Genomic DNA, 14,715 nt, shown 5'->3' with positions numbered 1-14,715 from the left:
GCCTTAGCGCGGGCGGGCGCTTCTGGCAATCCCTGCCTGCCGGCCCTATGTTGAGGCCAAAGAAAGAAGGACGGGCGCAGCTTTGGGTATCACAGGCATTGCCGACGGGATTTGGCGGCAGTTTGAGAATGTCACCGACACGGTGGGCGAGACGTTTTTCGAGCCGGTGATCCGGCTTGGGGTCACGGGGCTTGCGCGGTCGGGCAAGACGGTTTTCATCACCTCGCTGGTGGCCAACCTGCTGGACCGCGGGCGGATGCCGGGGCTGCTCGCGGCCTCTGAGGGGCGGATTGAGGCGGCGTTTCTGCAGCCCCAGCCCGACGATACCGTGCCCCGGTTCGAGTATGAGACCCACCTTGCCGCGCTGACCGGAAAGACGCCCCATTGGCCCGAGAGCACGCGGGCGATTTCGGAACTGCGGCTGTCGCTCAAGGTGCGGCCCAATGGGTTGCTGGCGGGCTTTCAAGGGCCGCGCACCTTGCATCTGGATATCGTGGATTACCCCGGCGAATGGCTGCTGGATCTGGCGCTGATGGATGTCACATACGCCGAATGGTCGGCGCAGGTCATTGAACGCATCGCCGCGCGTGAAGAGGCGGCGGGCTACCGCGCACTGGCCGAGCAGACCGATCCTCATGCCGAGTTGGAGGAAACCACCGCCCGCAGGCTTGCCGACAGCTTTGCCGACTATCTGCAAACCGCCCGCGCCAATGGCTATTCCGACTGCACGCCGGGGCGCTTCTTGCTGCCCGGTGATCTCGCCGGATCGCCGGTGCTGACCTTCGCGCCGCTGCCGGGATCGGAAGGCGCGCCGCGCAAATCGCTGATCCGCGAAATGGCGCGGCGGTTCGAGGCCTATAAGAAACAGGTGGTGCAGCCCTTCTTCCGCGATCACTTTTCGCGCATTGACCGGCAGGTGGTGCTGGTCGACGCGCTTGGCGCGATCCACCAAGGGCCGCAGGCGGTCGAAGACCTGCGTGGCGCGATGGCCGATATTCTGGGCGCGTTCCGGCCGGGAACGAACAACTTTCTGACCACCCTCCTGCGGGGCAAACGGGTTGAGAAAATCCTTTTTGCCGCGACCAAGGCCGACCATCTGCACCACAGCCAGCACCCCCGCCTGAGCGGTATCATGCAGGCGCTGATCCGCGAGGCGCGGGACCGGGCGCAATATGCGGGCGCGGGCACGCGGGCCATGGCCATCGCCAGCCTGCGCGCCACGACCGAAGACGTAATGACCCATGGGGGAGAGCCGCTCGACGTGGTGCGCGGCACGCTCTTGAACGACGACGAGACGCGCGGGCGGCAGGCGGCATTCTACCCCGGTGAACTGCCCGAAGATCCGGCGCATCTGCTGACCCCCGCACGGCAGGGCGCGCAGGAATGGCTGGGGGCGGATTATCAGATCATGCGCTTTGCTCCTGCGGTGTTGGACCTGCGCCCCGGCGATGGGCCGCCGCATATCCGGCTCGACCGTGCGGCGGAATTCCTCATTGGGGACCGGCTGTGAGCGCGGTGTTGGCACGCCCCGCCACCCTGCGACCCGCGCAGCCCCTCGACGCAGGCGCCGTGGGCGGCATCATGAGCGATTTCGCCCGCGACACGGCGTGGTTGCCGCGCATTCATACCGGTGCCGAGGATATCGCCCATGCGGATGCGATGATCGCCCGGGGGTGGGTCACGGTGGCCGAGCGGGAGGGCCGCGTCGCCGGTTTCGCGGCTTGTGAGGGCGGCGCATTGGACGCGCTTTTCGTGGCGCAATCGGCGCGGGGGCAGGGCATCGGCTCGGCCCTTTTGGGCGCGTTAAAGACACGGCATAAGTCGCTGACCTGCTGGACCTTTCAGGCCAATGCGCGGGCCATCGCATTCTACCGCCAACACGGGTTTGCCGAGACCGCGCGCAGCGATGGCAGCGCCAATGACGAAGGGCTGCCCGATTTGACATTGCACTGGCAAAGGGAGGCCGCCTGATGGCCCGCGGACCGATCCTGTTCGACCTTGAAGAAGACGCCAAGCCGCAGCCCTCGGTCGCCGATGCGCCCGCCGTGCCCGAGTTGGACGTCGAGGCGCCGCCGCCCAAGGGCCAAGCGATGCAGATCGCGGCCCGGCTCGCAGCGCGCAAACCGTCGCGCTTGGTGCGGCTGTTCTGGGCGCTGGCGGGGGCATTGGTCACGGCGCTGGTGTCGATCGCGGCTTGGACCTTCGTGACCGACCTGATGGCGCGTTACCCGTTGCTGGGCTGGGCGATGACACTGCTGATCGGGGCGTTCCTGCTGGTCCTCTTGTTGCTGTCGCTGCGTGAAATGGCGGCCTTTGGACGGCTCGCGCGGCTCGACGGGCTGCGCCATGACGCGGGCGAAGCGCTGGCGCAGGGGGATCTGACCGCCGCGCGCAGCGTCACGGACCGGCTTGAGGCGCTCTACAAACACCGTGAGGATACCCGCTGGGGCCGCGACCGGCTGGCGGAGCTGCGCGGCGATCAATTCGATGCCGAAGCACTTCTGGGGCTGGCCGAGAGCGAGGTTCTGGCCCCGCTGGACCGGGCCGCCACCCGCGAGGTCGAAGCCGCAGCCCGGCAGGTCGCCGCCGTGACCGCGCTGGTGCCTCTGGCGCTGGCCGATGTTGCCGCCGCCCTCAGCAGCAACCTGCGGATGATCCGACGCATCGCCGAAATCTATGGCGGGCGGTCGGGCTTTTTTGGCTCGTGGCGGCTGACCCGCGCGGTGCTGTCGCATTTGGTGGCGACGGGGGCCGTGGCTGTGGGGGATGATCTGATCGAGCCACTCTTGGGCGGGTCTATCGTCGCCAAGCTGAGCCGCCGTTTCGGCGAGGGGCTGGTGAATGGGGCGCTGACCGCGCGCGTTGGCGTGGCCGCGATCGAGGTTTGTCGCCCGCTGCCCTTTGCCCGCGAGAAACGCCCCGGGGTGCGGGGCATCATCAAACGCGCGCTGACCGGGGTGCTCGGCGAGGGCTGACCGATCAGGCCGCCTCGACCGCTTCGCGCACCGCGCGCAGCGGGTGCTGGACCAGACCGGGCCAAGGCGAGACCTGCAACCCGGGGCCATAGCCCCACCGCGCGGCCTCGGCCGCCTGTGCCTTCGTCATCTGCGTGGCCCCGGCGTAGGTTTGATTTCCATCCGCAATGCCTTCGGGCAATGCCGCCTCAGGCAGGTCCACAAAACGCGCGATCCGGCGCAGGGCGCGGGGGGCGTCGGCGACGATATCCTCGTAGCGCAGAACCAACACCGCATGCAGATAGGGCAGGTCATCCAGCATCTGCGCCTGCGCCGCGATCCAATGGTCGATCAACGCCTGCGCCGGGGCATCGACCCATGACGCGACCGAGGCGGCGACGGCCTCAGGGTGGCGCAGGACGACGATGAATTGCGACATGGGAAAGAGGTGTTGCATCAGGCGCATGCGGGTCAGGTTCACCGGCGACTTCTCAACCCGCCAGTGCAGGTCCGGGGCAAACCACGGCGCCCAATCCTGCGCCAGCCGGGTCTTTGTCTCCAAACTGTTGAGCGAATGCGCCTCGGTCAGATGTTCCTCAGGGTTGGTCGCGAAATGCATGGGCAGCCCGGATTGCGCCGTATGGGGAATGGCCCCTTGCAGGTAGACCCCCTCATTCTCGGGTGCCGCCGATCCGGTGATGCCACCCGCGCCGGGCAGGGCATTGGCCAAGCGGTTGACCAGCGAGGTGCCAGAGCGGTGCAGCCCGCCGATGAACAGGTAGCGCGGGGGGATTTCTGAGGGCATCACGACGGCTCTGATTGGGGGAGAGAGGCGGGGTTCAATGGCAGGCAGCTAGGGCGTCCAACCGCGCTGTCCAGCGATGTATGCATTAACATTTGTTATCGGAACGGATGGGCCGTGAGGGGGGTCACCCCTCCATAAGGAGACCCATTCATGTTCATTTGTCACATTGCCCTCGGGGGCTGCCTCACGGCGCCGTCTGTCAACTATGGCGTGACCGAAGATACCGGCGGTCACATCGCCTATATCTTGGGGGCGGCCCGCGCGCAGGCGGCGCGGGGCGATGTGGATGCGGTGCAGATCGTGACCCGTGCTTTCGATGAACCAAGCCTTGGGGCCGTGCACGCCCAGACCGAGCAGCAGGTCAGTCGTAGCCTGTCGATCCGGCGGCTCTGGACGGCGGAGCGGGGGTATCTGAGCAAGGAAAACCTCGCCGCGGAAATCCCCGCATTGGTCGAGGCGTTCCTTGAGGACTTGGCGCAGGCCAAACGGCTGCCGGATGTGATCCACGCGCATTTCGCCGATGCGGCGCAACTGGCGCTGGCGGCGCGTGCGCGGTTTGGCATTCCGGTGATCTATACCCCCCATTCGCTGGCCTTGAGCAAGTCAGGGGCAGAGGTGGATGCCGCGCGCGTGGCGGCGGAGCGCCGCGCGCTGTTGGGGGCCGATGCGGTGGTGCTTTCCTCGCGCGATGAGGCCGAGGTGCAAGTCGCGGCCTATGGGGCGGATGCGCAGGCGCGGGTGCACCGCGTCTCTCCGGGCGTGTCGCTGCGCCGCCCGGCTGAGGCTGGGGCGGGCCGTGCGCTTTTGGCCGATCAGTTGAGCGACCCCGACCGCCCCACGCTACTTGCCGTGGCACGCCCCGTGGCCCGCAAGAACCTTGCGACCTTGGCGCGGGTCTATGCGCGAAGCCCCGCTTTGCAGGCGCGGGCGAACCTTGTGATCCTCGCCGGCCAGCATGGCGATGCGCTACAGGCGAATGCAGAAGCCCGTGCGGAGCTGATCCGCCTGCGGGAGACGTTGGAGGTGCCGGAACTGCGCGGCAAAGTGGCGCTGCCGCCGAACCATACGCAGGGCGATGTGGCGGCCCTCTATGACCGCGCGGCGCAGACCGGTGGGGTTTTCGTCAACCTCGCGCTGCATGAGCCCTTTGGCCTGACCATGTTGGAGGCGGCATCGCATGGCCTGCCGGTGGTGGCCACGCGCGAAGGCGGCCCTGCCGATATCGTGGCGGACCTTGGCCATGGTCTGTGTGTGCCGCCGCGTGACATGGATGCGATTGAGGCGGCGCTGTTGAAGCTGTTGGACGATCGCGCGTTCTGGGCCGAGGCCTCTGAGGCCGGGCGCGCCCATGTCGGGCGCTACGACTGGTCGAAATGGGCCGAGGACGTGCAGCACATCTGCGAAGATATTCGCCTCGCCGCGCCGGTGACGACGCCCGCGCCGGTCCTGCTGGCCAGCGATATCGACAACACGCTGACGGGCTGCGCGCCATCCGCCGCCCTCTTCAACGCATGGATCGCCCGGGACCGCCCGCTGTTTGCGGTGGCCACGGGGCGAAGCCTGCCGGAGGCCCGCCGTATCCTTCGCGATTGGAACCTGCCAAGCCCGCGCGTTTTCATCACCTCTGTCGGGACCGAGGTCTATCTGCCCGATGCCGAGGGAAGGCTGTGTCTGGATGAGCGTTTCGCCCAAAAGCTCGACGCCGGATGGGACCGGGCCGGGGTGGAGCGGGCGCTGAAGGAGTTCGGCTTTAACTGGCAAGCGCCGGTTGAGCAGCGGCGGTGGAAGCTCAGCGGTTTTGGTGACATGCGCACCGCGCGCCGGTTGGAGCGGCATCTGGCCCGGCGCGGTGCTGCGGCGCAGATCGTGGCCTCGCATGGGCGGCTGATCGATGTTCTGCCCTTGGCGGCGGGCAAGGGGCCTGCCGTCTGTGCCGCCGCGCGGCGGTTGGGCATGCCGATGGACCGGGTCGTGGTGGCCGGGGACAGCGGCAATGATTTCGACATGTTGCAGGCGGTGGAGGATGGTCCGGGTCGGGGCATCTTGGTCGGCAATGCGATGGACGGGCTGCGCGAACGTCTGAGCGGCAGACGGCTCTACCACGCCCGCGCGGCCCATGCCGCCGGGGTCTTGGAAGGGCTGGAGACTTTCGGTTTTGCCCTCAATGCGATGGAGCCGCCCGTGAAGATGGTGGCGCAATGACGCGGCCCATCGGTTATTTCGTCCACCATCAGGGCCGCGGCCATGCGGAACGCTGCGCGGCGGTCGTCAACGCGCTGCCCGAGAGCCAGCCGGTGACCGTTTTCTGTGCGAAACCGGACATTTTCCCCGCCTTCACCCGGGCGGTGGAGGTCATCACCCTGCCATCGCTTTTCGAGGCGACCGGGGCCGAGGACATCAACGACACCACCAGCGCGCCGGATACGGTGCATTGCGCGCCGCTTGGCTGGCCCGGCATCCGGCAGGCCATGGCACAACTGGCCGCTTGGTTCGCCAACGCCAATCCGGTGCTGATGATTAGCGACGTCTCGGCTGAGGTGGCGCAGCTTGCGCGGATCTGTTCGGTGCCGCATGTGAAAGTGCTGCAACACGGTCAGCGCGGTGATCCGGGGCATCAGGCGGCCTATGACGGGGCGGTCGGGCTGCTTTGTCCCGCCGCCAAGGCGCTGGCGCAGCCGGACTGGCCCGCGCGGCATATGGCCAAGACGCATTTCGCCGGGGGCTTGGGCGTCGATGTGAAACGCCCCGATCCCGCGCGGCGGGACAGGTTGCGCGAGAAGCTTGGCGTCGGGTCGGAGCAGCGCATGGTGCTGGTCATGTCGGGTGGGGGCGGCACGGGGTTCGCCTCCGCCCCTTTCGGCATCGCGGCGCGGGCGATGCCCGAGACGGCTTTCATCACCATCGGGCGCATGGCCCGCGATTGGCACGCGACCGAACCCGCCAACCTGCGCCATCACGGCTGGGTCGAAAACGCGGCGGATTATCTGGCGGCGGCGGATATGGTCGTGGCCTCGACCGGGAACACCACCTGCCACCAGATCCTCGCGGCAGAGACCCCGTGGCTCGCCGTGCCGGAGTGGCGCTATTTCGACGAACAGGTCGAAAAGGCCGAGGCGCTGGCGCGGGCGGGGGCGGCGCATCACCTGCCGCATTTCCCGTCTTCCGCCGCGGCATGGCGCCGCGCGCTCCAAGACACCTTCGATGCCCATGACCCCGCCCTGCAACGGGCCTTGGTCAACGAGGATGCCGCCGTAGAGACGGCCAATTGGCTGATCGGCCTGACCGAGCAGCTGCTATTAGAAACACCCAAAGATACCGGAGACTTACATGACGTCGTTCACCCCATCCGTGCCTGAGAATACCACAGTTAGCGCGCTGACGCTCGCGCGGGGGCGGGCGGCGCATCTGCGCAATGTGATCCTTGGCCTGACCCGACAGACCCGGCAGCCGGATGAACTGGTGATCGGGGTTATGCAGGACAGGCTTTACGACGACCTGCCGCAGACCGATTTCCCGATCCGGCAGGTTCAGGTGACGGGCAGTGAACTGCCGCTGTCGCGCGCGCGCAATACCGTCGCGGCAGAGGCCAAGGGCGACTGTCTGGTCTTTCTCGACGTAGATTGCCTCCCGGCGCCGGAGTTGATCGCCGACTATATGGGCTATGCGGTGCCGGGCAACGGGTTGATCATGGGCGAGGTCAACTACCTCCCCGCAGGCACGGCCACCGAAGGTTGGAGCTATCCCAAACTGGAAGCCGTCGCCGTGCGCCATTCCGACCGTCAGGGGCCGCCCGCCGAGGGGCTGAAACGCTGCAACGATTACCGCTGCTTCTGGTCGCTGAACTTTGCGATCCACCGCGAAGATTGGGACCGCTCCGGCGGTTTTGACGAGCGTTTCACCGGCTACGGGGGGGAAGATACCGATTTTGGCCGAGAGTTGGACGAACGCGGCGTGCCGATCCACTGGGCGAAGGGGGCGAAGGTGTTTCACCAGCATCACCCGCATTGCATGCCGCCGATCCATCACATCCCGTCGATCCTGCGCAATACCGAGATTTTCGCTGACAAATGGGGCCATCGCACCATGAACCACTGGCTCACCGCCTTTCGCCTCATGGGGCTGGTGGGGAGCGACGGCGACGCGCTGGTGCAGCTGCGCGAGCCGGATGCGGATGACTTCGCACTTTGCGAGCAGCAGTCGGACCAGCCTTACGCCAATACCGCACGGGTGCTGCGCTATCTGCGCGGCGAAGAGCGGATCGCGGCGGAATGACCCTGCGCATCGCTATCGTCGGCCATATTCGCCATCCCATCGCCGCCCCCTTCAAGGGCGGGATGGAGGCGTTTACCCACGGTCTTGCCCGAATCTTGGCCGAGCGCGGGCATGAGGTGACCCTATTGGCCAGCGAGGACAGCGCGGCGAGCCTGCCGCCGGGGGTGAAGCTGCTGCCGATCTGCGACGCGCATTACGACGCGCGTTTTCCATGGCATGACTTTCACGGCACCGACGCGCTGAACGACCACCTCGACGCCTGCTATGCTCGCGCCGCGCGGCTCTTGCTAGAGGGCGGCTTTGACGTGGTGCACAACAACGCGCTGCACCGCTTCCTGCCGCGCCTGTCGCGGGCGGAGCGGCTGCCGATGGTGACCTCGCTGCACATCCCGCCGTTCAAAGTGTTGCGGGGCGCGCTGATGGACGCGGCGGCGCCATGGCATCTGTCCTCCGTCGTCTCGGCCCGGCAGCGCGGCATCTGGTGGCCCGAGGGCGCGCCCGACACGGCGCATGTGGTGCACAACGGGATCGACCTTGACGAATGGCCCCAAGGCGGGCCGGGGGATGGCAGCGCCGTTTGGGCGGGGCGGATCACCCCGACCAAGGGCACTCATCTGGCGGCAGAGGCGGCGCAGATCGCAGGGGTGCCCCTGCGCATCTACGGGGTGGTCGAGCATCAGGATTACTTTAACGATATGGTAAGACCGCATCTTTATGGCGATGTGGCCTATGTTGGGCATCTGGAAACGGCGGCGCTTGGGGCGGCCTATCGGCGGGCCTCGGTGGCGCTCTTCACCCCGCAGTGGGAGGAACCTTTTGGCCTTGCCGCGGTGGAGGCGATGGCGACGGGCCTGCCTGTCGCCGCGACCCCGCATGGCGCAGTTGAGGAGGTGCTTGGCGAGGCGGGTGTCATCGCGGCGGGGGATAGCGCGGCTGCCTTGGCGCAGGCCTTGCTACAGGCGCGCGATATCCCCGCCGAAGTGCCCCGCGCCCGTGTGGCACGGCTCTTTGATGCGCAGGCAATGGTGACGAAGTTCGAACGGCTCTATCACGCGGCCCGGGCGCAGAGGGATGTCGCGCTGCCGCGTAAAACCTATCCGGCGATTGCTTTGCAGGTGGAGCGTGCGCCCCAGCCTCTGGCAGAGGCGGGCTAAAGCGCCGCTTCGGCTTGGGGCATGTAAAGGTAGGCAGGCTCGAACTGGCCCACTTTATGCAGCCCCGCGCGGTCGTGGATCAGCAGTTTGCCGCCCGTCACAGCACAGCAGCCATGTTCGCGCAGCTCACGCAGGGTGCGGCTGACATGGACGGAGGTGAGGCCGGTGGCATCGGCGATATCGGTCTGGCGCAGGCTGAAGGGCAGGCTCTGACGCTCCATCCCATAAGCGGCGGTCATGCGGGCATCGAATTCGCTCAGGAAATTCGCCACCCGCGCCAGCGCGCGCATGGCGCTGTTGCGCATCACCCAATGGCGGTGGATGGAGGCATCGACCAAGGTCATCAGCCAGAGTTTCCGGGCCATCTCGACATCGCCATTGAGCAACTCGCGCAGCGGCTCATGCGAGATGATGGCGACATGGGTATCGGTCAGCGAGATCACATCATGGTCGAGTTGCTTCAGCGGGAAGGCGTGCAGATCGACAAACTCACCGGGGAATTGGAGGGCGACGAAGGTGCTGCGGGCACGCTGTCCGCGCGGCACGCTGCGGGCGATCAACCCATCGAGCAGCAACAGGCTGTGATCCAGAAAATCCCCCCTGCGGCTGATCACGGTTCCGGGCGTGAAACGCTTGTGATGGGTCATCAGCGGGGCAAGCTTGGCCCATTGCGCGCCGCTTAGATGGTCGACCATGCCCGACGGTTTTACGGCCATATCGTGATAAAAGGTGTCTTTGATGGTCACACGTAGGTCTTTCTGCCCATTAGAATTGTCGCGGGTTCCCCAAAACGGAGCCCGCGGAAATAAAGCTTTGTCGAATACCTTATGATGCTGTTTTCGCCGAAAAATTCAAGCGAAGGCCGGGGATCATAAAAAATGTTAAGTCCGGCGGGCGGCGACGCTGGCAGTGTTTTCAGCCCCGATTGTCGCGCGTCTTCCGGGGCTTGTCGGGGCAGGGGGGGCTGTTTATAAGCGGGCCCATGACACGCCTCACCGCGATCATTATTCGAATTATATTCCCGGCGCTCTAAGCAATTGAGACGCCGGGCCGAGGTGCTTGAGCCATTCGCACCGACCGAGATTGAATAACCCCCCAAATGCCTAAAGGACGCCCCCCATGTGCGCCGAGACCCCCGACTACAAAGCCACGTTGAACCTGCCCAAGACCGATTTCCCCATGCGCGCCGGACTGCCCAAGCGCGAGCCCGGCTGGCTGGAGCGTTGGGAGAAGATCGGCGTCTATGACCGCTTGCGCGAGAAAGAGGGGCGGGAGCCCTTCACCCTGCATGACGGCCCGCCTTACGCCAACGGCAACCTGCACATCGGCCATGCGCTGAACAAGACGATCAAGGACATGATCGTCCGCTCCCACCAGATGATGGGCTATGACGCGCGCTACATCCCCGGTTGGGATTGCCACGGCCTGCCGATCGAGTGGAAGATCGAAGAGCAGTACCGCAAGAAGGGCCGCGACAAGGATCAGGTGCCGATCAACGAGTTCCGCGCCGAGTGCCGCGACTTCGCCGCCAAATGGATCGACGTGCAGCGCGAGGAGTTCAAGCGCCTCGGCATCACCGGCAATTGGGAAAACCCCTACCTCACCATGGATTTCCATGCCGAGCGGGTGATCGCCGAGGAATTCATGAAGTTCCTGATGAATGGCACGCTCTACCAAGGCTCCAAGCCCGTGATGTGGTCGCCGGTCGAGAAGACCGCGCTGGCCGAGGCCGAGGTCGAGTATCACGACAAGGAAAGCTTCACCGTCTGGGTGAAGTTCAACGTCGTCGGCACCGACAGCGAGTTGGATGGCGCCAAGGTGGTGATCTGGACCACCACGCCTTGGACCATGCCCTCGAACAAGGCCGTGGTCTACGGCGAGGGCATCTCCTACGGCCTATACGAGGTCACGGGCACGCCCGAGGAATGCTGGGCCAATGTCGGCGACCGCTACCTTTTGGCCGACGATCTGGCCGCCGACGTGCTGGGCCGGGCGCGGCTGGAAGATGGCATGTGGCGCCGGGTGCGCGGCGTGAGCAATGACGAATTGGCCAAGGTCTCGCTCCAGCACCCCTTTGCAGGCGCCGAGGGGGCAAACGGCGAATGGGACGACCTGCGCGATTTCCGTGCCGCCGATTTCGTCACCTCGGACGAGGGCACGGGCTTTGTGCATTGCGCGCCCTCCCACGGTCTGGAGGAATACGAGCTCTACCGTGATCTCGGCATGCTGCCGCAGGTCATCACCTACAACGTCATGGAAGATGGCCGCTTCCGCGACGATCTGCCGTTCTTCGGTGGCAAGGCGATCCTCAAGCCCAACGGCAAGGAGGGCAACGCCAACAGCGCCATTATCGACAAGCTGGTGGAAGTCGGCGGGTTGCTGGCGCGCGGCAAGATCAAACACAGCTACCCGCATAGCTGGCGCTCCAAGGCGCCGGTGATCTATCGCAACACGCCGCAGTGGTTCGCCGCCATCGACAAGGAAGTCGGCGACGGTCTGGATCAGAACGGCAAGACCATCCGCGAGCGTGCGCTGACCTGCATCGACAAGGTCAACTGGGTGCCGAAATCCGGGCGCAACCGCCTGCATTCGATGATGGAGGCGCGGCCCGACTGGGTGCTGAGCCGCCAGCGCGCCTGGGGCGTGCCGCTGACCTGCTTCGTGCGCAAGGGCGTGGCGCCGACGGACGAGAACTTCCTGCTGCGCAACGAGGAAGTGAACCAGCGCATCACCGAGGCTTTCGAGGCCGAGGGGGCTGACGCGTGGTATGCCGAAGGCGCGAAAGAGCGGTTCCTCGAAGGCATCGTCGACCCGGCGGAATTCGATCAGGTGACAGACATCCTCGACGTGTGGTTCGACAGCGGCTCGACCCATGCCTTCACCCTGCGCGACCGTGAGGACGGGACCGAGGACGGCATCGCCGATGTCTATATGGAGGGCACCGACCAGCACCGCGGCTGGTTCCATTCCTCGCTGCTGCAATCCGTCGGCACCACGGGCCGCGCGCCTTACCGCAACGTGGTGACCCATGGCTTCACGCTGGACGCCAAGGGCATGAAGATGTCCAAGTCCATCGGCAACACCATCGTGCCCGAAAAGATCGTGCAGCAGTATGGCGCCGATATCCTGCGGCTCTGGGTGGCGCAGACCGATTACACCGCCGACCAGCGCATCGGGGATGAGATCCTCAAGGGCGTCGCCGACAGCTATCGCCGCCTGCGCAACACCATGCGCTACATGCTGGGCGCGCTGAGTGACTTTTCCGAGGCGGACCGGGTGGACCCCGCCGAGATGCCGGAGCTTGAGCAGTGGGTGCTGCACCGGGTGGCGGAACTCGACAAGGTCGTGCGCGACGGTTTCGCGCGTTTCGACTTCCAAGGCGTGTTCCAGGCGGTGTTCACTTTTGCCACCGTCGATCTCTCGGCCTTTTACTTCGATATCCGCAAGGATGCGCTTTACTGCGATGGCGACACCCTGCGCCGCCGCGCCGCGCGCACGGTGCTGGATATCCTCTTCCACCGTCTGACCACTTGGCTGGCCCCGGTGCTGGTCTTCACCATGGAAGAAGTCTGGCTGGAGCGCTTCCCGGGCGACGACTCCTCGGTGCATCTGGTCGACATGCCCGAGACGCCCGAAGCATGGTTGAACCCGGAACTGGCGGCGAAATGGGCCAAGGTCCGCGCCGCGCGCCGGGTGGTGACCGCAGCGCTCGAAGTGCAGCGGACCGAGAAGGTGATCGGCGCGTCGCTAGAGGCGGCCCCCGTGGTACATGTCGACGACGCGGCGCAGCGCGAGGCGTTGGAGAGCGTGTCCTTCGAGGATGTCAGCATCACCTCCGACATCACCGTGACCGGCGATCCGGCACCTGCCGAGGCTTTCCGCATGCCGGAGACCGATGGCGTGGCTGTGGTGTTTGAAAAGGCCGAAGGCGCGAAATGCGAGCGCTGCTGGAAGGTGTTGCCGGATGTCGGCACGCATGAATATCCCGGCGTCTGCGGGCGCTGTGATGAAGCGGTGCGTGAGGCATTGGCGGAAGCCTGAGGCGTTTCCAGAGAGTGATAAAACGGGCGTCGGGGTAACCGGTGCCCGTTTTCGTTTGTCAGGTCGCCAAAGCCCCGCCCGTGGGAACCACGGGCATCGCCCTCCCTCCCCCCGGAGGGCGATTTTGCAGCGTTTGCGCAATTCGCACCTTTAGCGTCTCTTGCAAGTCCACACCCGCCAGATAGGTCGTATCGCCCCCCAGGGAGGGCAATGCCCTCAGCGCTCTTTCGCAGGAGTGATTTCTGGCGCAGAGTGGGTTGATGAAACAAGCTTCCCTCTCCACGCCCTTCGGCGATCTGATCGTCACTGAAGAAGGCGGCGCGATCACGGCGCTCGGCTGGGGGCAGGCGTCGGGGCAAGATCGCTCGGAGGTGCTCGACACCGCACTGCGCCAACTTAACGAATACGCCACAGGCCAGCGCCAGCACTTTGACCTGCCGCTGCGCGTCACCGGCAGTGACTTCCAGCGCGCGGTCTGCGCCGCCATCGCGGCCATTCCCTTCGGCCACACCCGCACCTACGGCGAGATCGCCCGTGACCTCGGCGTGCCAGCGCAGGCCGTGGGTGGGGCCTGTGGCGGCAATCCGATCCCGATCCTCATCCCCTGCCACCGCGTCATAGGTGCCAAGGGGCTCACTGGCTTCAGCGGCGCGGGCGGGGTCGAGACCAAGGTCGCCCTGCTGCGCCATGAAGGCGCGGCAGGGCTGTTGATTTGAGGAGCAATGGCGGGTTTAATCGTCGCCCGACGGGATCAATTGCTGCGCGGCACCGGCGCAGATCAGGTAGACCGAGGTGATCACCAGACCCCAATGCGCCCAGCTTTCGGGGTGGAAGTTCACCCAAGCGGACCAGCCCGCGAAAAAGGTCCAAGCCAGCGCCATGGGCAGCGTCACGGGGCGCCAACGCTCGGTCCGGACGGGGTGGACGAATTTGATCGGCAAAAACATCGCTGCGGCAAGGATCATGACCACGATCAGGCTGATCCACCACTCGGGCTGCAGAGCAAAGAGCACCAGCACCAGCATGTTCCAGCAGCCGGGGAAACCTTTAAAGGAATTATCCTTTGTTTTCATGCGCGTGTCAGAGAAATACATGACACTGGCGAAGGTGATGATAATGATCATCGCCCAACCGCTCCAGCCATCCATCAGCCCCGAGGTAAAGAGCGCGAAGGCCGGGATGAAGACGTAAGTCAGATAATCGATGATCAGATCCATCAAGACGCCATCGAACTCGGGCGCGTTGGTCTTCACGTCATATTTGCGCGCCAGCGGCCCGTCGATGCCATCGACGAAAAAGGCGATCACCAGCCATAGGAACATAAGGTCCCATTTCTCCTCCACGGCGGCGAGCATGGCGAGCATTGCCAGCACCACACCGGTGGCAGTGAAAAGGTGAACGAAAAGGGCGCGCATCTGTATGGTCATGCGTCTGCATCGCAAATCCGCCGGGGGGATGCAAAGGAAACTCTGGCCCCGATGGCAAAAAC

12 protein-coding genes are annotated in these 14,715 nt (G+C 65.5%); 9 read left to right on the top strand and 3 right to left on the bottom strand.

All coding sequences use genetic code 11. The features are described from left to right. Positions 1–82: 82 nt before the first annotated feature. Genes J7392_RS09445 through J7392_RS09435 form a run of 3 tightly spaced genes read left to right on the top strand, consistent with a single transcriptional unit; the run spans position 83 to position 2,975 of the window. Positions 83–1,510, top strand: coding sequence for a YcjX family protein (locus tag J7392_RS09445; protein ID WP_209217332.1), 1,428 nt, complete (start codon positions 83–85; stop codon positions 1,508–1,510). Further along, positions 1,507–1,971: a GNAT family N-acetyltransferase gene (locus J7392_RS09440; protein ID WP_348540697.1), complete on the top strand. Its 465-nt coding sequence runs from the start codon at positions 1,507–1,509 to the stop codon at positions 1,969–1,971. Before J7392_RS09445 ends, J7392_RS09440 begins: the two co-directional genes overlap by 4 nt. Continuing rightward, positions 1,971–2,975 (top strand): TIGR01620 family protein, encoded by a 1,005-nt coding sequence (locus J7392_RS09435; RefSeq protein ID WP_209217331.1) that lies wholly within the window; start codon positions 1,971–1,973, stop codon positions 2,973–2,975. The genes J7392_RS09440 and J7392_RS09435 overlap by 1 nt, the downstream gene beginning before the upstream one ends. Before the next feature lie 4 nt (positions 2,976–2,979). On the opposite strand, the gene J7392_RS09430 is transcribed toward J7392_RS09435, so the two are convergent. Continuing rightward, entirely contained in the window at positions 2,980–3,759 is a 780-nt protein-coding gene (locus J7392_RS09430; RefSeq protein ID WP_209217330.1) for a sulfotransferase, read from the bottom strand. 150 nt (positions 3,760–3,909) lie between these two features. Here J7392_RS09430 and J7392_RS09425 point away from each other — a divergent pair, with 150 nt between their 5' ends. Genes J7392_RS09425 through J7392_RS09410 form a run of 4 tightly spaced genes read left to right on the top strand, consistent with a single transcriptional unit; the run spans position 3,910 to position 9,185 of the window. Beyond that, entirely contained in the window at positions 3,910–5,961 is a 2,052-nt protein-coding gene (locus tag J7392_RS09425) for an HAD-IIB family hydrolase (RefSeq protein WP_209217329.1), read from the top strand. Further along, positions 5,958–7,115, top strand: coding sequence for a glycosyltransferase (locus J7392_RS09420; RefSeq protein ID WP_209217328.1), 1,158 nt, complete (start codon positions 5,958–5,960; stop codon positions 7,113–7,115). The genes J7392_RS09425 and J7392_RS09420 overlap by 4 nt, the downstream gene beginning before the upstream one ends. Continuing rightward, complete coding sequence (locus J7392_RS09415) at positions 7,087–8,031, top strand: galactosyltransferase-related protein (protein ID WP_209217327.1); 945 nt, start codon at positions 7,087–7,089, stop codon at positions 8,029–8,031. The genes J7392_RS09420 and J7392_RS09415 overlap by 29 nt, the downstream gene beginning before the upstream one ends. Beyond that, entirely contained in the window at positions 8,028–9,185 is a 1,158-nt protein-coding gene (locus tag J7392_RS09410) for a glycosyltransferase (RefSeq protein ID WP_209217326.1), read from the top strand. Before J7392_RS09415 ends, J7392_RS09410 begins: the two co-directional genes overlap by 4 nt. On the opposite strand, the gene J7392_RS24445 is transcribed toward J7392_RS09410, so the two are convergent. Next, positions 9,182–9,931, bottom strand: a complete 750-nt coding sequence (locus J7392_RS24445; RefSeq protein WP_209217325.1) for a Crp/Fnr family transcriptional regulator — start codon at positions 9,929–9,931, stop codon at positions 9,182–9,184. The two genes, J7392_RS09410 and J7392_RS24445, sit on opposite strands and share 4 nt — an antisense overlap. A gap of 373 nt (positions 9,932–10,304) precedes the next feature. Here J7392_RS24445 and ileS point away from each other — a divergent pair, with 373 nt between their 5' ends. Both ileS and J7392_RS09395 read left to right on the top strand, forming a co-directional pair. Then, positions 10,305–13,226, top strand: a complete 2,922-nt coding sequence (gene ileS / locus J7392_RS09400) for an isoleucine--tRNA ligase (protein WP_209217324.1) — start codon at positions 10,305–10,307, stop codon at positions 13,224–13,226. A gap of 260 nt (positions 13,227–13,486) precedes the next feature. After that, positions 13,487–13,942 carry a methylated-DNA--[protein]-cysteine S-methyltransferase gene (locus J7392_RS09395; RefSeq protein WP_209217323.1) on the top strand — a complete coding sequence of 152 codons (456 nt, stop codon included), beginning with the start codon at positions 13,487–13,489 and terminating at the stop codon, positions 13,940–13,942. Between the two features lie 15 nt (positions 13,943–13,957). Here the strand turns inward: J7392_RS09395 and J7392_RS09390 are convergent, their stop codons facing one another. Beyond that, positions 13,958–14,653, bottom strand: coding sequence for a CDP-alcohol phosphatidyltransferase family protein (locus J7392_RS09390; protein WP_209217322.1), 696 nt, complete (start codon positions 14,651–14,653; stop codon positions 13,958–13,960). Positions 14,654–14,715: the final 62 nt, after the last annotated feature.

The sequence above is a fragment of the Sulfitobacter sp. R18_1 genome (assembly GCF_017743915.1).
Classification (GTDB): Bacteria; Pseudomonadota; Alphaproteobacteria; order Rhodobacterales; family Rhodobacteraceae; genus Sulfitobacter; species Sulfitobacter faviae.
Note: the sequence above shows the minus strand (reverse complement) of the source record. Positions and strands in the feature narration are given on the sequence as shown.

What these genes read in the sequence shown, in the direction of transcription:
- J7392_RS09435 (WP_209217331.1), top strand. Translation starts at nt 1,971, where the DNA reads ATGGCCCGCGGACCGATCCTGTTCGACCTTGAAGAAGACGCCAAGCCG.
- J7392_RS09430 (WP_209217330.1), bottom strand. Translation starts at nt 3,759, where the DNA reads ATGCCCTCAGAAATCCCCCCGCGCTACCTGTTCATCGGCGGGCTGCAC.
- J7392_RS09425 (WP_209217329.1), top strand. Translation starts at nt 3,910, where the DNA reads ATGTTCATTTGTCACATTGCCCTCGGGGGCTGCCTCACGGCGCCGTCT.
- J7392_RS09420 (WP_209217328.1), top strand. Translation starts at nt 5,958, where the DNA reads ATGACGCGGCCCATCGGTTATTTCGTCCACCATCAGGGCCGCGGCCAT.
- J7392_RS09415 (WP_209217327.1), top strand. Translation starts at nt 7,087, where the DNA reads ATGACGTCGTTCACCCCATCCGTGCCTGAGAATACCACAGTTAGCGCG.
- J7392_RS09410 (WP_209217326.1), top strand. Translation starts at nt 8,028, where the DNA reads ATGACCCTGCGCATCGCTATCGTCGGCCATATTCGCCATCCCATCGCC.
- ileS (WP_209217324.1), top strand. Translation starts at nt 10,305, where the DNA reads ATGTGCGCCGAGACCCCCGACTACAAAGCCACGTTGAACCTGCCCAAG.
- J7392_RS09395 (WP_209217323.1), top strand. Translation starts at nt 13,487, where the DNA reads ATGAAACAAGCTTCCCTCTCCACGCCCTTCGGCGATCTGATCGTCACT.
- J7392_RS09390 (WP_209217322.1), bottom strand. Translation starts at nt 14,653, where the DNA reads ATGACCATACAGATGCGCGCCCTTTTCGTTCACCTTTTCACTGCCACC.